Annotated in this window: 17 protein-coding genes; 12 read left to right on the top strand and 5 right to left on the bottom strand. The window is 39.6% G+C overall.

Annotated features, from left to right (window positions below; genetic code table 11):
* Positions 1–109 precede the first annotated feature (109 nt).
* Complete coding sequence (locus HWV00_RS06350; protein WP_211685275.1) at positions 110–1,273, bottom strand: flagella assembly protein FlgT; 1,164 nt, start codon at positions 1,271–1,273, stop codon at positions 110–112.
* A 234-nt stretch (positions 1,274–1,507) separates the two neighbouring features.
* On the opposite strand from HWV00_RS06350, the gene HWV00_RS06345 reads away from it, so the two are divergent.
* Genes HWV00_RS06345 through HWV00_RS06335 form a run of 3 tightly spaced genes read left to right on the top strand, consistent with a single transcriptional unit; the run spans position 1,508 to position 2,968 of the window.
* A complete protein-coding gene (locus HWV00_RS06345) occupies positions 1,508–1,777 on the top strand; it encodes a hypothetical protein (RefSeq protein WP_211685274.1) in 270 nt (89 codons plus the stop codon).
* A gap of 39 nt (positions 1,778–1,816) precedes the next feature.
* A complete protein-coding gene (locus tag HWV00_RS06340; RefSeq protein ID WP_211685273.1) occupies positions 1,817–2,500 on the top strand; it encodes a FlgO family outer membrane protein in 684 nt (227 codons plus the stop codon).
* Positions 2,501–2,509: 9 nt separating this feature from the next.
* On the top strand, positions 2,510–2,968 hold the full coding sequence (locus tag HWV00_RS06335) for an LPP20 family lipoprotein (protein ID WP_211685272.1): 459 nt from the start codon (positions 2,510–2,512) through the stop codon (positions 2,966–2,968).
* Between the two features lie 85 nt (positions 2,969–3,053).
* On the opposite strand, the gene menA is transcribed toward HWV00_RS06335, so the two are convergent.
* Positions 3,054–3,920 carry a 1,4-dihydroxy-2-naphthoate octaprenyltransferase gene (gene menA, locus HWV00_RS06330; RefSeq protein WP_211685271.1) on the bottom strand — a complete coding sequence of 289 codons (867 nt, stop codon included), beginning with the start codon at positions 3,918–3,920 and terminating at the stop codon, positions 3,054–3,056.
* A 136-nt stretch (positions 3,921–4,056) separates the two neighbouring features.
* Complete coding sequence (locus tag HWV00_RS06325) at positions 4,057–6,273, bottom strand: transporter substrate-binding domain-containing protein (protein WP_211685270.1); 2,217 nt, start codon at positions 6,271–6,273, stop codon at positions 4,057–4,059.
* A 105-nt stretch (positions 6,274–6,378) separates the two neighbouring features.
* Between HWV00_RS06325 and HWV00_RS06320 the strand changes: the two genes are divergently transcribed.
* Together HWV00_RS06320 and HWV00_RS06315 are read left to right on the top strand one after the other, a co-directional pair.
* The gene (locus tag HWV00_RS06320) at positions 6,379–6,525 is read left to right on the top strand and encodes a hypothetical protein (protein ID WP_211685269.1); all 147 of its coding nucleotides are present in this window, start codon (positions 6,379–6,381) and stop codon (positions 6,523–6,525) included.
* Between the two features lie 249 nt (positions 6,526–6,774).
* Positions 6,775–8,034: a dicarboxylate/amino acid:cation symporter gene (locus HWV00_RS06315; protein WP_211685268.1), complete on the top strand. Its 1,260-nt coding sequence runs from the start codon at positions 6,775–6,777 to the stop codon at positions 8,032–8,034.
* Between the two features lie 134 nt (positions 8,035–8,168).
* Here the strand turns inward: HWV00_RS06315 and HWV00_RS06310 are convergent, their stop codons facing one another.
* Together HWV00_RS06310 and uraH are read right to left on the bottom strand one after the other, a co-directional pair.
* Positions 8,169–9,533, bottom strand: coding sequence for an NCS2 family permease (locus tag HWV00_RS06310; RefSeq protein ID WP_211686387.1), 1,365 nt, complete (start codon positions 9,531–9,533; stop codon positions 8,169–8,171).
* Between the two features lie 74 nt (positions 9,534–9,607).
* Positions 9,608–9,961 carry a hydroxyisourate hydrolase gene (gene uraH / locus HWV00_RS06305; protein ID WP_211685267.1) on the bottom strand — a complete coding sequence of 118 codons (354 nt, stop codon included), beginning with the start codon at positions 9,959–9,961 and terminating at the stop codon, positions 9,608–9,610.
* 388 nt (positions 9,962–10,349) lie between these two features.
* Between uraH and puuE the strand changes: the two genes are divergently transcribed.
* The 7 genes from puuE to HWV00_RS06270 all read left to right on the top strand — a co-directional run bounded on the left by puuE (position 10,350) and on the right by HWV00_RS06270 (position 16,053).
* Positions 10,350–11,264: an allantoinase PuuE gene (gene puuE, locus HWV00_RS06300; RefSeq protein WP_211685266.1), complete on the top strand. Its 915-nt coding sequence runs from the start codon at positions 10,350–10,352 to the stop codon at positions 11,262–11,264.
* Position 11,265: 1 nt separating this feature from the next.
* Entirely contained in the window at positions 11,266–11,793 is a 528-nt protein-coding gene (uraD, locus tag HWV00_RS06295; RefSeq protein ID WP_211685265.1) for a 2-oxo-4-hydroxy-4-carboxy-5-ureidoimidazoline decarboxylase, read from the top strand.
* Positions 11,794–11,807: 14 nt separating this feature from the next.
* Positions 11,808–12,803, top strand: a complete 996-nt coding sequence (alc, locus tag HWV00_RS06290; protein WP_211685264.1) for an allantoicase — start codon at positions 11,808–11,810, stop codon at positions 12,801–12,803.
* Positions 12,803–13,327 carry an ureidoglycolate lyase gene (locus HWV00_RS06285; protein WP_211686385.1) on the top strand — a complete coding sequence of 175 codons (525 nt, stop codon included), beginning with the start codon at positions 12,803–12,805 and terminating at the stop codon, positions 13,325–13,327. The genes alc and HWV00_RS06285 overlap by 1 nt, the downstream gene beginning before the upstream one ends.
* Positions 13,328–13,390: 63 nt before the next feature.
* A complete protein-coding gene (locus HWV00_RS06280) occupies positions 13,391–14,542 on the top strand; it encodes a urate hydroxylase PuuD (RefSeq protein ID WP_211685263.1) in 1,152 nt (383 codons plus the stop codon).
* 131 nt (positions 14,543–14,673) lie between these two features.
* On the top strand, positions 14,674–15,246 hold the full coding sequence (locus tag HWV00_RS06275) for an undecaprenyl-diphosphatase (RefSeq protein ID WP_211685262.1): 573 nt from the start codon (positions 14,674–14,676) through the stop codon (positions 15,244–15,246).
* 468 nt (positions 15,247–15,714) lie between these two features.
* On the top strand, positions 15,715–16,053 hold the full coding sequence (locus HWV00_RS06270) for a hypothetical protein (RefSeq protein ID WP_211685261.1): 339 nt from the start codon (positions 15,715–15,717) through the stop codon (positions 16,051–16,053).
* The last annotated feature ends 52 nt before the right edge of the window (positions 16,054–16,105 follow it).

Genomic DNA, 16,105 nt, shown 5'->3' with positions numbered 1-16,105 from the left:
AAAAAAGCAATTAAGCAGTGATTAAAATATGGAATAACAGCGATATAGCCTCAAAATACTCATGCTAATATGAAGCTATATCACAAATACAGTGACCAATTAAAATAGGCTAATTTAAAATAACTAAATCATCGATTTGTACATTCGCCGTTGGCTGTCTATTCACTGTCATCAAGCTAGCTTGCTGATCATAGAGTTTCGTCACTTCCACTTCACTACTGCTGTTTGTTTCTTTTTTACGACTAATGCCAAACTGATCAACATAACTACCTGTATGCTTGATCATAAATTTGTCACCTAATTTGAGGCCATTATTACGACCAATATTAATATCGACTGCGTTACCATCAACCGCAATAACACGGGCTTCAACTAATTTACATTGTAAGCTTGCGTCGAGATCAAAAAGTATATCGTCAATAATTAACTGCAAAGAGATACCAAATTCAGAACGCCAAAATTTAAGCGCGTCAGTGTCTACAACTCGGTGCTTAGCAAATTCCCATTTAGTCACTTTGCTGTAATTACGGTCAAACAATAAGGTACCATTAAAACCATCAAAAACTTGTACATTTAATCTGAAATTACGCTCTGGCAAATCATCCGCTAGTATTTTTGCAATACCACGAACAGCGGGTTTAAATGTCGACAGGTCGGTAATTGAGCCAACAATAATATACTGACTATCCGCAGATTTACTGATTTGCTTCATTTCTTGTGAAGTTAAGTTTCCACGCAGCGGCAAAGAACTGCCGCTAAAACCGATGTTTTGATTAATGAATTCACGCGCATCGAAGGTTTGGCTATTTTTACGTAAACTTTGATACAACAAGCGACTAAACGATTCGTTAATATTGTAAATGCCACCATAGCTGGCTTGTTCACGATGTCGTATGTCAAAGCGCAATAAAGACACTGATTTTTGATAACCCGCACTTAAACATTTATTACGGTCTGCCACAATATCAGTAACAATTTGTACTGTTATCTTATCTAGTTTTACCGACTCACTCTTTAGTCGGATGTCCCTCACTTCACCATCCATGCGGATTTGAAAGCTATCAGAGAGAATTTTCCCTCCGTTAAACGATTGTAAACTCGAAACCGACGCGCCTGCATATAATAGCGCTTGTTTCAATGCGTTACGTACCGCTAATTCCCGTGCAATATCAACATCACCGTCAATAATAATCGCCTCACCCTCAACCTCATACCATTCTGCATGTAAGGTGAACGAGCAACAGACCAGTAATAGTAATAGCACTTTTTTCATTTTTTAATCGCATATGAGTTCTGAAGATGCCTATTAAAAAGCAACATTTGTACCAGATCAATTTTTTTTTAATATAAAACCATATCTTGGTTAATTTAACCGTTAAAAACGGTATCATTATAATAAAATGAAGCATATAGATTTATTGGCAAGTAATTTGCTTAATTAATCGATGAGCACGCATAATCGTTATGCATCTCTCTTATCACGCATCGCGTAAATTTAGGATCGAATATGAAGCGTTTTTTACTGCCGTCTTTAGCGGTTGTGTTGACTTCAGCATGTACCGTGATTGAAGAACCTGGACACGTGTTACTGACAGGCGCAAATACGAAAGTACAGCCAGTCGTTATTAAACAAGTGATCGTTCAGCCGATTTATCAGCCAAATGGCCATAATGCAAATATGGCACAGAGTGTGCTTACTAAAGAACAGTACAATAATATATTTAGAAGTCCTTATACCTATCCTTACCGCCGCAACGTTTCGACAGGCAGTAAATAACGGTTTAACGACAATAATTAAAGCACTTAAGGAAGTAATATGAAAAAGGCAGTCATAGCTATCAGCCTAATTACCCTACTCACTGGTTGCGCATTAAAACAGCCCGTACAGCCAGAAGCAGAGAAGGAAACACCACCTCACTCTACGTGGGATGGTAATTCTTATGAACCAAAGTACCCAAGAAGTTTGTTACCGAATCAACCGATAAACTATACCCAAGAACTTAGTTTTATCGTACGTGGTTTAGCGGATCAGCTGATCGTCAATGATTTGTCTATTATCCCGAATAATGAACCGATTGCCGTCACTTCCTTCGTAAATCTTGACGATCTATCGACAACAAATTGGCTCGGCCAAACGTTATCAGAATCGTTTATACACGAATTAACAATCCGCCGTATACCGGTTATTGATTATAAAACGACGGGTACAATCAGCGTGACAGGTCAAGGTGACTTTGTATTCACACGTGATTGGAAAAAGCTACGTGGTCAATTACCTGTATCTCGAATTCTAACCGGCACAATGTCGCGTAACAGCGAAGGCGTTATTGTTAATATGCGCGTGATTAATATGGAATCAGGTTTTGTTGAATCAACATCACAAGGCATTATTCCGAATCACCTTGTGATTGGTGGTTCAAACAGTATGGGTCCATTAGAAGGCCGTGGTCGCTATATTTATCGCACAGGTTCAGCGCCTTCAGTTCGTATTACAAATTAAGGTTTATCAATGAAATATCTGCGTTTACTTATGCTTGCAACCCTAGTGAGTTTAACAGGCTGTTCACTATTAGAGAAAAATACGGTTTATGATATCAAGGAACCAAAAACATTCCCTGTGCTTAAAGCAGTTGGCTATGCTGCGTTGAGTTCTCAGCCGGGTAATAGTGAAAGTGAGCGCATGCTTAATGCAATGCGAGCATCTAAATTAGATGCTTATCGCGAACTGGCAGAACAAGTGAGTGGTCAAGAGATTTACAGTGACACCAACTATAAATCACGCACACTGCAAGGCGAGTCAATGGAAGCGTCAGTATCCGGTATTATCCGTGGTGCTCGTGTTGTTCAGACTTACCCTGTCAATGAAGATGTATACGCAACAGAGCTAGAACTTGATTTTAAGCGTGTGTTTGAGTTATACGAAAATACATCATCAATGCCAACTCGAGTACAAAGAACGCGTTATTAAGTATTAATAGAACACAAATAAAAATACCGAGTTAGCCTCTAACTCGGTATTCCTGTTACTTCAGTGCGTTAGCACCCAATCTGTATTACCTTACCATCAAATCAATCGTGTACACCCCTGCCCACAATAATACGAGCATTGATGTTTGCGCCAATTGAGCATTTAATTGTTTACCATCACGTTGATACATCGCGATACATAACGCGATTTGAACAGGTAATAACAACACCATGATTAATCCTTGATAACTATCTGAAATAAGCAAGATAGAAGGCAGTAAGATCATGATGCTATAAAGATTCTTACTTGCTTTAACCCCAAGGCGAGTGGCTAGCGTAAACTTTTTAGAACGTCGATCAGAGGCGATATCACGGATGTTATTCACTAGCATAATCGCGACAACTAAAAAGCCAACTTGACTCGCAGGTATAAATGTATCGATAGTCAGTGCTTGCGTCTGTAAATAGTAACTACCAACAACAGCTAGCCAACCAAAGTAAAGAAAAACAGCGACTTCACCCAGTCCATGTGACGCAAGTGGTCGAGGTCCACCACTATAAATATACACACCAACAAGAGATAAAATACCGAATAGAACATAAGCCCAACCACCGACATAAATAAGGTAACTGCCAGTGATAATAGCCAGCGAGCACATTGAAATGATGCCCAGTCGTAAATGTTCTGCTGATATAAGCCCTTTCTGTAATGCACGGTCAGGACCTAATCGGTCATCACCATCGACACCACTTTTACCATCAAAATAGTCATTAGAAAGATTAACCGCAATTTGTAGTGCCATACAACAAATCATACAAAGTATGGCGATATAAAAGCTAAAGTTAAACGGAGAGTCGACCCAAGCAAGTGTTTGCCCTAGCAGAATAACAGCAAGTGCAACCAATAATGTTTTTGGGCGAGTGGCAAGAAACCAAGAGGATAATGTAGTCATGAAATTTAGCGGTATAAAAAATAGATGAAATTAGCATAAAATACCCCTTTAGGAATGTCTAGATTTATTGTGAAGATAAAAAAGGTCATTCCAAATGGAATGACCTAACGCAATATTCTAGCTAATAAGTTGTCGTTTAATTACGCACTACAACCTCTTCTTTTAAAATATTCTTATATGTTTGAAATCGACGTCTGATCTCACGAATATAATTTACTGGTTCTTGCCCACGGACGTAACCGTAACGGGCTTTTGCTGCATACTTAGATTGAGACAATAACAACATGGATTTTTCAACATTATCGAACCACACATCACCACGTAAACCTTTTTTCTTCGCTAAACGAATGGCATCTCGAACGTGTCCAGCACCTGCGTTGTATGATGCTAACGTAAACCAGATCAACTCGTCCTCTTGCACTTTATCTTTACGCATACGTTCACGAACCCAGTTCATATACAGCACACCTGCTTTGATACCTTGCTCAGGGATATGCACATCAGGAATACCCAATTCTTTCGCTGTACGCGGCATTAATTGAAATAAGCCTTTCGCACCAGCCATTGATTTAGCTGTCGGGTTAAAACGACTTTCTTGATGCATCTGAGACACTAATAAACGCCAATCAAAATCATATAAACTTGCATATTTTTTTACTATGTCATCGTAAGGTGAAAGAACCCCTGAATTATTTTGAAGCACATAATCTTTATAATGCGTATCTAATCGTTTTTGATTTTTGAAATATTTATTGTAAATAACATTATAAAATAACCCCTTGTAATGCTTCTTGATAAAGGCATTTGATTTCGCTAATAATTTATTATTACCCGATGCAATTGCCCAACTTTGCGACTTAGGTGCGCCAAGCGCCATTAAAGACTGGATATCATCACGGAAGGTCATTTCAATATCCACAATATGACTATCTGCGATCGTCAATTCATATTCTTTATCGCCTACTTTATCAATAATTGATTCTGTTTCCTGACTTTCAGGCACTCCTATCAGGTTAATATTGCTCACTGTTTTTTTCAGTGCAACCGCACTTTCCCAATACGAACTGGATGGTCTAATATAAATATTACTATTAGCGAGATCGGCTTCAGAGGTTATTTCCGCACGGTCCTTACTTGCAACAACCAGTTCTGACGCGTAGTGATAAGGACGAGAAAATGCGATGCCCTTATTTCTTCGCTGTTCGGTTGGCGTTAAGAAGCCCAATGCAATATCAGCTTTATCTTCGAGTAGGTAATCCAATAACGCAACATTATTGGGTGCGACGATGATTTCATAACGCAGCTTGTGTTCTTTCGCAAAACGTTTAGCTAGTTCATAGTGAAAACCAAGTAATTCGCCACGCCAAATATAATAAGAGGAGAGGTTGTTACGTAATACAAACCGCACGGTTTTGGTTTCTTGAATTTTTTGCCATTGGGTTTTATGTGTTCGGCTTGTTTTGGGTTTACTTTTCGCTATTAAATTTTGTTCTTTTAAAAATTGATTTAATTCTTTTAATAACGTTTTATTGCTAGGCGCTACACCCCATGCAAGCTGACGAGTCGCACTTGCTTGCAAGCTCATTTTGATATCATCACGGTAGGCACTTGCAGACTTAATTAAATTTTTATCTTGGATCGTAATATCATACTCACCACTCGCTAATTTATCGTACAAAGCTTCGTGGCTCAGCGCACTGTCAATTAAACGCACCTTCAGTTTAGGGTACACTTTTTGTAATCCAAGCGCTGTCGATTCATAGCTTTTCCCTTTTTGGATAACAATTTCGCGACCATTTAAATCTTTACCTGATTTTAGACTTTTAGCTTGCTTGCCCATCACTAGATATTCTTTAGTCAGTAAAAAAGGTTCACTAAAGCTCACTAATTTAGCACGGGCTCGCGTCTTCGTCAGGTTGGCCGCAATAAGATCGCCCTTCCCTGCTAATAACATAGGAATAAGATCTACAAATTTCTTTACCCGAATTTTTTCAATCTTTAAATTCTTGTCATCAGCAAATTGCTGTAGATAATCTAATTCGATATCTTGAGGGTGCCCACGGCGCGGAAAAATGATTTCACCACCAGCCCACGTTAATACACGTAATGTTTTCTGAGAAGCTATGGCTGGTACAACAAACATAGAAGAGGGCTGAGATGCAAGTTCACGGGGTTGCTCTGCACTTGTGCTGGTAATAGGGGCTGCCAGACTGACCAATTCTGAGTGAACCTTAGGGTTTGAACTTGCAACCGCATTAGACTGTAAAGATACAATAAACGTATCTAGAAGAAACACTGTAAGCAGCACAAAATACACTTTTTGGGCTGTCTTTGTTATTAAAAATTTATACATTACATTCCTTTATAATGTTTATAGTACAACTCGAGTATTTTACGAATATCTGATTATGTTACTATAGAAATCCTAAATTCCACTCTCTATATAAGGGCTATCTCTATGCTTATTTCTTTTTTTGTTGGTGTTACCTTGGTTGTTTATATTAAGCAAAAAGCACAAAAACCACATTCAAACGATACGATAGTTGTATTAATTACCGATGGTTATAAAGCACTTATCGATGACGTGAAAAAGATAATGAAATAATTACACACTAATAACAGAATCGTCAACAGTATCTCACTTTAGTTAAACAAAGCTCATTTAATCGACAGGAAAACCAATTAAAAAGCACGGTATAGTCAATATAACTAAGTATTACTCAAAATTAAGCATGAATGGCTTTACATTTACAACTTGGCCGATAGACTGACCCCTCTTAGCTAGGCTGACTGACGCTAAATATGCATCAAGTTATGCTACACAATACGATACAGAAAGCAGAGGACGTCAATTTTGAGTAATACTGAATCAGTAGGTACCCCCACTTTAAGCCAAAAATTATGGTTTAATTTACCCCTTTGGCAAAAAATTGTTATCGGTATGATCCTCGGTATTACCGTAGGTATTATTTTTGGTGAAGATGCTGTCGTACTAAAACCAATCGGATCATTCTTTGTTAACACGATTAAGATGTTAATTGTGCCACTGGTTTTCTGTTCAATCATTGTTGGTATCACCTCAATGCAAGACACCAGTAAAATGGGTCGCATTGGTTTTAAAGCCGTGTTGTTCTATCTCATCTCAACAGCCGTTGCGATCACGATTGGTCTTGTATTAGGTAATGTATTACAACCTGGTGCTGGTTTAGAGCTTGTTGCTCAACAAGCTGAAGTGGTAAAAGCAACACCATCGTTAGCAGACACCCTTGTTGCGTTAGTACCAACTAACCCAGTCAGTGCGCTTGCTCAAGGTCATATATTACAAATCATTGTATTCGCGGTTGCACTTGGTGTATCGCTGACATTGATTGGCGAAAAAGGTAAACCTGCTGTGGCAGTGTTCGAAAGCCTTGCTGAAGCGATGTATAAACTGACAGACCTAGTGATGAAGTTAGCACCCTACGGTGTATTCGCATTAATGGCATGGGTCGCAGGTAAATACGGTTTAACCTTATTATTACCATTGATGAAAGTAATTGGTGCCGTTTACCTTGGTAGTATCTTACATGTACTTGGTGTTTACAGTGCGCTGATTGTATTTATCGCGAAGCTAAGTCCGGTACAGTATTTCCGCGGTATTGTTGATGCTCAAGTTGTTGCATTCACGACAACATCAAGTGCAGGTACCTTACCTGTATCAATGAAATGTGCGCGTGAGAAACTGGGTGTATCAAAAGGCGTATCAAGCTTTGTACTACCACTTGGTACAACCATTAACATGGACGGTACAGCGCTTTACCAAGGTGTGACAACATTATTTGTTGCGCAAGCATTTGGTATTGATTTAGGTATGCCTGAATATATTACGATTGTCTTAACCGCAACATTGGCATCGATTGGTACAGCTGGCGTACCGGGTGCAGGTCTAATCATGTTGACGTTAGTACTAACGACGGTAGGATTACCAGTTGAAGGTGTGGCATTAATTGCTGGTATCGATCGTATTCTTGATATGGCACGTACTACCGTTAATATCTCGGGTGATATCGCTGCGTCAGTGATTATTGCTAAGTCAGAGAAAGAATTAGATACGACAATTTATAACGCAAAATAGTCATAGTCTGATATCACAGTACGATTAATCTAAATCGTACAAGCTTTTATCTAAGCTGTGCAAACAAAAAGCCACTGATTGTTTCCCATTACTGGAGACAGCATCAGTGGCTTTTTTATTGGGTTAACCCGTGTTTACATAAATGCTAATTTAGCCACGAACACTGCTGTTAATACCCAAATACTAATTGATATCTCGCTCGCTTTGCCTGAACCTACTTTTAAGAACGTATAAGCAATAAAACCAAGTGCAATACCATTCGCAATCGAGAAGGTAAATGCCATCATTATCGCAGTAATGCAGGCAGGTACATAATCGGTAAACTCATCCCAGTTAATTTTACTCAAACCGCTCATCATTAAAAATGATACAAAGATAAGTGCGCCTGCAGTCGCATAACTTGGAATAATTAACGCCACATCAGTAAAGAAAGTCGCCGCTAAGAATAATACGCCAACAGTGACCGCTGTTAAACCTGTTCGGCCACCAGCAGCAACACCAGATGCACTTTCAACATATGACGTAACAGGCGGGCAACCAACACACGCACCTAGCACACTTGATACAGAATCGGCTTTTAATGATTTTTTCAGGTTTTCAATCTCACCTTTTTCATTAATCAGATTCGCTTTATCCGCGACACCCATTAACGTGCCAGCCGTATCAAACATGTTCACAAACAAGAATGAAATAATAACACTCGTCATGCCGACATTAAATAAGCCTTCTGCGCTATAAAACAGGTGCTCAAAATCCATCGCCATGAATAAAGGTGCAATGCTTGGTGGTGTAGAAATAATAGTAGCAGGCGCAGAAACTAAACCTAGTGGAATACCAGCAAGTGTTGTGACTAACATACCCACTAATACCGCACCAAATAAGTTTCGGCGGAATAATGAACCAATAATAAGAAAAGTTAATCCGGCAAGTAAGACGCTTGGCTCTTTAAAATTACCCATCGTCACTAACGTAGGTTGAGAGGCAACAACGATCCCTGCACTTTTAAACCCAATGATACCTAAGAATAGACCAACACCCGCGGTCATTGCATAGCGTAAACTTTGCGGAATACTGTCTAATATCCATTCTCGGATCTTATAAAAGCTCATCATCGCAAACAGTACGCCTGACACGAATACCGCCGCCATCGCAACCTGCCATGTATAACCCATGTCAAATACAACAGTATACGTAAAGAAAGCATTAAGCCCCATGCCCGGTGCAAGGCCGACAGGCCAGTTAGCATAGAGACCCATCAACATACAACCAATTGCCGCACCGATACAAGTTGCAACAATTAGCGCATCCTTATCCATACCAGTTTTTGACATAATGTCTGGGTTTACAAAAATAATGTAAGCCATAGTAACAAAGGTTGTTAACCCTGCCATCAGCTCGGTTTTCACTGTTGTGCCATGCTCAGAGAGTTTAAATAACCGCTCTAGTAAACCACCTTTAGGTGATCCCTGCAGCTCAGTTCCTTGTTGTGTTTTATCCATCATACTTCCCTTGTTGTATTCGGCTTTACCGATTTTACGTTTTTATCATTGATTCTTTCATGCTTCGCCTTTTGCTAACTACCCCGATAAGTTGAATAGCTAAATGGCGATACTAATAGCGGCACATGATAATGCTCTTCAGTATTGTTAATGCCAAAACGAATAACAATATCATCTAAAAAAGCGGTTTCAGGGACAGGTGCGCCACGTGAACGAAAATAATCAGCCGTATCAAATTGTAGTTGATACTGACCAATACGCAGTTCATCACTGGTTAATAGCAATGCATCGGTACGCCCATCGCTGTTTGTCACTGTTGAGACGAGCAAATGTAATTGATCTGCTTCTACCCTATATAATTTAATCGTAATCCCTGCACCGGGTACGCCATTCGCTGTATCAAGTACATGTGTACTGAGTCCACTCATAATCAAAAATACCTTACTGTCATCATTAAATATCACGGTTTAAATATCGTCTAAATTAAAGGTTGCACACATAGATCGATACAAAATGTTAAATTTATGTTTCATATGATTACAGAAAAACACACAAAAGTTAAATTATTAATCACCTTTTTATTTTAAAAACACAACAAACATCCCTTAATACCGAGGAATAATCAGTAATAAATGATCAAATATAGTCATACATCATTAAATAACCTCCAATTAGGTATGAAATAAGTTATTACAATCTTGTTACATAAAGTTATGGATTTTGTACACAATAGTTGTAATAATTGTATAACAACTTAATTACTTATCTATAATCTAAAGAGTGATTAGCAAAACATACTCGTTACAAGGAGTCATAATGACTGTTGCCTATCCCAGAAATCTTATTGGTTATGGCCAAGATGTGCCACGTGCCAATTGGCCTAACAAAGCACGTTTAGCAATTTCATTTGTACTTAATTACGAAGAAGGTGGCGAACGTTGTGTATTGCATGGTGATAGTGAGTCAGAAGCCTTTCTATCTGAAATGCCCGGTGCAGTACCATTACAGGGTGTGCGTAATCTCAGTATGGAATCTTGTTATGAGTATGGCAGCCGTGTCGGTGTTTGGCGTCTATTAAACTTATTCGATGAATATCAAATACCACTGACCATATTTGCAGTCGCAATGGCCCTAGAAAGACACCCTGATGTAGCAAAAGCCTTTGTTGCTGCTAATCACGAGATCTGCAGTCATGGTTATCGTTGGCTGGATTATCAGTACACCGACGAAGCCGAAGAAAAAGAACATTTATATAAAGCCATCGATATTATCAAAGCACTAACAGGCAAACGTCCGACAGGCTGGTATACCGGTCGATTGGGACCAAATACACGTCGCTTAGTCGCAGAAGAAGGTGGTTTTTTGTATGACTCTGATGCGTATGACGATGACCTGCCCTATTGGGTCAAAGCCAACAACAAGCCCCACTTAGTGATCCCTTATACATTAGATGTGAATGACATGCGCTTTGCCACACCACAAGGCTTTAACAGTGGCGAGCAGTTCTTTCAGTACTTAAAAGACAGCTTTGACACCCTTTACGAAGAAGGCGCGACATCACCCAAAATGATGTCTGTCGGTTTACATTGCCGCTTAATCGGTCGCCCGGGACGAATTGCATCACTCAAACGTTTTTTAGATTACGTTAAACAACATGATGATGTGTGGTTATGCACTCGAGAGCAAATCGCCAATCACTGGCTTGAAAATCATCCTTATCAGGAATCATAACATGACACATTTTAGTACCTGCATTCCCACTCAATTATCTCAGCCTGATTTTATTGCTGTGTTTGCTGATATATACGAACACAGCCCTTGGGTTGCAGAGGAAGCCTATCAACAATACCTGCATCAAGGTATCGATGGCGATATTAATGAAATAGCGATCTTACAAGAATGTATGGCCAATATTTTATTAGCCGCAAGCGATGTTAAAAAGCTTGCTTTAATCAATGCCCATCCCGATTTAGCTGGGCGTGCCGCGGTGAATGGTGAATTAACAGCAGCCTCAACATCAGAGCAGTCAGGTGCCGGTATTGATCAATGTACTCCTGAAGAATTTACCCGTTTCACGCAACTCAACGATGCTTACAAAGCGAAGTTCAACTTCCCTTTTATTAAAGCAGTGCGTGGCGCAAACCGCTTTCTAATCTTAGCGGATTTTAAACGTCGCATTCAAAACGATATCGACACCGAATTCAAGCAAGCGCTAGTAGAAATAAACAAAATAGCCGCATTTCGCTTAAACGATTTATAACAAGGACGACAACAATGACAACAGTATTAAACTTTGACCGCCATATTAACCTTGCCGATGAAAACCTAGGCGCTGAAGCTATTTTTGCAACGGATGATTTTTTCGCAGATAAACAACGCATGCTAAAAAAAGAAGCGGCGGTATTTGTACCCGACTTGTACGATGAAAATGGTAAATGGATGGACGGTTGGGAATCTCGCCGTAAGCGTCATGAAGGTTATGACTATTGTGTTGTTCGTCTTGGTTTACCCGGTTCGATTGAAGGCTTAAACATTGATACATCAAACTTCACAGGAAATTACGCACCTTCAGCGTCTGTTGATGCCTGCTTTATTGCTGATGGCCAAGACCCTCAAGAAGATACAACATGGACAGAGATCTTAGGGTCTGAATCTTTGCAGGGAGATAGCGAACATTTATTCAGCCTAACCAGTGATACTGTTTATACCCACGTACGTCTTAATATCTATCCTGACGGTGGCGTGGCACGTTTACGTATTTACGGTAAACCAAGTATTAACTGGAATGACATCAGCGCGGATCAAGAAATTGACCTTGCAGCAACCGTTAATGGTGGTCGTGCGATAGCCTGTAATGATGAACATTTTGGCGTAATGGGGAACTTATTAAACCCAGGTCGTGGTATCAACATGGGTGATGGCTGGGAAACTGCTCGTCGTCGCACACCGGGTAATGACTGGGTAATTATCGCGTTAGGTAACAAGGGCTCTATTAACCGTATTGAAATTGATACTGCACACTTTAAAGGTAACTTCCCAGACTCAGTAAACATCCAAGCAGCCTGTGTCGCTGGCGGTACAGAGGAGCAGATCCAAGCGCAGAGTTTATTCTGGCGTGAACTGTTACCAGCACAAAAATTATCTGCTGATAATATTCACCATTACCAAGAACAAGTGAACACGCTCGGTGATATCACGCATATCCGCGTTAACATTTATCCTGATGGCGGCATTAGTCGTGTTCGTTTGTACGGCACTGTATCAAAATGATGACTAGCACCATTACACTTGAGCCATTAACAGCCGAGGCATTTAAACCTTACGGGGATGTGATCGCAACGGCTGATCGTGATTATTTCATGATCAACAATGGATCTACCCGTCGTTACCATCAACTTGCCAATGTCGATACTGAAGGTGGAAGTGCCATTATCAGTATTTTTCAAGCAACACCGCTTGTTTATCCATTATCGGTAACCATGATGGAGCGCCACCCATTAGGCTCGCAGGCTTTCATTCCTTTGCTTGGTAATGCCTATTTAATTTTAGTCGCAGCACCAACCCGAGATCTAAATAGTGATCGGTTAGACAGTCAGACTATACGTGGGTTTATCAGTGATGGTTCACAAGGTGTTAATTATCACAAGGGTGTATGGCATCACCCTATTCTTGCATTAACAGATCAAGACCAGTTTTTAGTGGTTGATCGTGCTGGCTCAGGTAATAACTGTGAAGAAGTGCATTTTAGTGATGCTGAAACTCGTGTACTTGAAATACCAGTCAGTAGGCTTTAAACACTAACGCATATATTTAATAAAAGCGTACTTGGTACGCAACGATAATAACAGGGAGTATTTATGGATCCGCATATTACGGAATGGCTGAATCTTGCGATTCGATGGATGCATATGATTTTTGGTATCGCGTGGATCGGTGCCTCATTTTATTTTGTTTGGCTAGAGAATCACCTTAATCGTATTAACCCAAAAACCGGTTTAGCGGGTGATCTTTGGGCTATTCATGGTGGTGGTATTTATCATTTAGAAAAATACAAACTCGCACCAGCAAAAATGCCAGAAACACTGCATTGGTTTAAGTGGGAAGCCTATACAACGTTCCTCAGTGGTATTTCACTATTAACGGTCGTGTATTACTTTAATGCGCAATCCATGTTGATATCACCCGAGTCTGGCTTAACAGAATGGCAAGGTATTGCGATTGGTATCGCGACAATTGTTGTGGGCTGGATTGTTTACCATCTATTATGTGAATCACCATTAGCACAGAAGCCTGCATTAATGGGACTCGTATTACTACTGATGATTATTGCCGTCGCCTATGGGTTATCGACTGTCTTTACAGGTCGCGCCGCTTACATTCATGTGGGTGCAATGATAGGTTCAATCATGGTGGGTAACGTGTTCTTTGTGATCATGCCGGGCCAGCGTAAAATGGTTGCAGCAGTATCAAAGGGTGAACAACCAGATCCAAAAGATCCAGCGAAAGCATTATTACGTTCACGCCATAATAACTACCTGACTTTACCAGTGTTATTTATCATGATCAGTAATCACTTTCCAAGTACGTATGGCAGTGAGTACAATTGGTTGATATTAGCAGCTGTGTCTATTATTAGTGTGTTAGTACGCCATTACTTTAACACCCGTCATCAGCACCAGAAATATGCGTGGACGTTACCGTTTGCCGCTTTCGCGATGATCACGTTAGCGTATGTGACTAAACCGACAGCTGACAATAGCGCACCACAAGTGGCATTTAGTGAAGTACAAAGTATTGTCGCAGAGCGTTGTGCAATATGCCATGCAACAAGCGGTGTTGCTCCGATGGCAGGTGTACATCTGAATACACCAGAAAACATCAAACTGAATTCAGATCGCGTATTATCAGCAGTACGTAATCGAGTAATGCCGCAAGGTAACATTACTAAGATGACAGATGATGAACGCACAGTCGTGATTAATTGGATTAACCAAGGTGCTAAAATATAAGCCCTCCACATAATATATCCAACCTTTAGTATCCCTATTTACAGCAATGTAAGTGGGGATATATCAATTAAGTGGAACAAAACCCTGCCAGTACTGTCTTATCGTCGAACTAACACAGATAAGACATTACAATGGAACAACTAAATACCGCACTTTTTAACAGCATTAATCAATTTGCTGGGCAGAATCAATTACTTGATTACATTTTCATTATTGCAGCCGAAGGGTTTCCCTATTTCTTTATCGCATTCGTCATTGCGGTCTGGTTTCGCAGTACGGAACAATCTAAGCGTTATCTGATTGGTGCAACACTGGCATCGGTTGTTGGTATTAGCATCAATTCGCTTATTGCAAAGGTGTACTTCCACCCTCGCCCATTCATGAATGATCTTGGTACAACACTTGTCGAGCACACTGCAAACTCGTCATTTCCATCAGACCATACGACGTTTATGTTTTGTATCGCAATCAGTTTACTGTTCTATCAAACAACAAGAAAAATGGCACTTGGGTTGACTACACTAGCCCTAATTGGCGGTCTTTCCCGTGTTTATATTGGTGTGCATTTTCCTTTTGATATTGCAGGCGCGTTCATCGTATCAGCCTTATCGGCCCTGATAGTACATAGCGTAAGACACAAGCTGCTTACTGTTTATGACATGATTATCATCACGGGTAATCGATTAACAAATAGCGCATCGTAAATGTTGTGAATATTCAGCGTTAAGAAAAGCTAATTCGAAATAGACAAACTAAGGTTTGTCTATTTTTTTACTCAGTGATGCCCAAGAGTTAGTCATTGTTATGACCCACCCACGAAATACTCATATTAGTTTGTTAACATTTGAACATATAAAATTAACCCTCTGATAAACAATATTCATACTTAATAAAAACCTTTAAATAGTATTGTTTCATACAATATCATTAGCCTTTTGGTAAGCAATCTCAAATCGCTAGAAGACAATCAGATTTATCTTGCCAGTGAAATTAATATCAATATAATCAGTTGCATAACTAGTCTTACTTATAAAGTGCAAGACACTCTACTTGTCAGAAACAGACTATAAAACAATTTCTAATACAATTTATTTTTCAATGGGTTAATTGCTCCTTGTAATAGTAAATGGACTAAAGAATCCTAGACGTCCTAATAAGACGATGGAGCAAGTATGGTTACTGTGAAAAGGATTAAGGCGGGGCAATATTCTGTATCAGATGGAAGATACATAATTAGAGATGGTTCAAGCTGGTATGTATTAAATAGCGAGCAAGAACATGATTTAGGCCCATTACCGACTTTATCAGCTGCAAAACAATACGTTACTGATGGTAAAACTCCTCTTGGTGAACACAATATGGCTTCAAGCCATGGGCGAAGACAAAGTAAAAAGGAATTTAATGCTTATTTAGCTTCTGAGGTAAAAAACGGAAACTCTGGCCCTGCAATTTTATATTTTTTGGCTATGGCAGCTATATGTGTATTTTTCTTAGTTTTTCGAGGCTATTAAATATTATACTTTCCAGTAATATGGAGCATAAGTTCTTTAGCTAATACAACAT

The sequence above is a fragment of the Moritella sp. 24 genome (genome assembly GCF_018219155.1).
GTDB lineage: Bacteria > Pseudomonadota > Gammaproteobacteria > Enterobacterales > Moritellaceae > Moritella.
This window is presented reverse-complemented; position numbering and strand designations above follow the sequence as displayed.

Excerpts from the sequence above, each read along its gene's own strand:
- HWV00_RS06350 (WP_211685275.1), bottom strand. The coding sequence starts at position 1,273 with ATGAAAAAAGTGCTATTACTATTACTGGTCTGTTGCTCGTTCACCTTA.
- HWV00_RS06345 (WP_211685274.1), top strand. The coding sequence starts at position 1,508 with ATGAAGCGTTTTTTACTGCCGTCTTTAGCGGTTGTGTTGACTTCAGCA.
- HWV00_RS06340 (WP_211685273.1), top strand. The coding sequence starts at position 1,817 with ATGAAAAAGGCAGTCATAGCTATCAGCCTAATTACCCTACTCACTGGT.
- HWV00_RS06335 (WP_211685272.1), top strand. The coding sequence starts at position 2,510 with ATGAAATATCTGCGTTTACTTATGCTTGCAACCCTAGTGAGTTTAACA.
- menA (WP_211685271.1), bottom strand. The coding sequence starts at position 3,920 with ATGACTACATTATCCTCTTGGTTTCTTGCCACTCGCCCAAAAACATTA.
- HWV00_RS06325 (WP_211685270.1), bottom strand. The coding sequence starts at position 6,273 with ATGTATAAATTTTTAATAACAAAGACAGCCCAAAAAGTGTATTTTGTG.
- HWV00_RS06320 (WP_211685269.1), top strand. The coding sequence starts at position 6,379 with ATGCTTATTTCTTTTTTTGTTGGTGTTACCTTGGTTGTTTATATTAAG.
- HWV00_RS06310 (WP_211686387.1), bottom strand. The coding sequence starts at position 9,533 with ATGGATAAAACACAACAAGGAACTGAGCTGCAGGGATCACCTAAAGGT.
- uraH (WP_211685267.1), bottom strand. The coding sequence starts at position 9,961 with ATGAGTGGACTCAGTACACATGTACTTGATACAGCGAATGGCGTACCC.
- puuE (WP_211685266.1), top strand. The coding sequence starts at position 10,350 with ATGACTGTTGCCTATCCCAGAAATCTTATTGGTTATGGCCAAGATGTG.
- uraD (WP_211685265.1), top strand. The coding sequence starts at position 11,266 with ATGACACATTTTAGTACCTGCATTCCCACTCAATTATCTCAGCCTGAT.
- alc (WP_211685264.1), top strand. The coding sequence starts at position 11,808 with ATGACAACAGTATTAAACTTTGACCGCCATATTAACCTTGCCGATGAA.
- HWV00_RS06285 (WP_211686385.1), top strand. The coding sequence starts at position 12,803 with ATGACTAGCACCATTACACTTGAGCCATTAACAGCCGAGGCATTTAAA.
- HWV00_RS06280 (WP_211685263.1), top strand. The coding sequence starts at position 13,391 with ATGGATCCGCATATTACGGAATGGCTGAATCTTGCGATTCGATGGATG.
- HWV00_RS06275 (WP_211685262.1), top strand. The coding sequence starts at position 14,674 with ATGGAACAACTAAATACCGCACTTTTTAACAGCATTAATCAATTTGCT.
- HWV00_RS06270 (WP_211685261.1), top strand. The coding sequence starts at position 15,715 with ATGGTTACTGTGAAAAGGATTAAGGCGGGGCAATATTCTGTATCAGAT.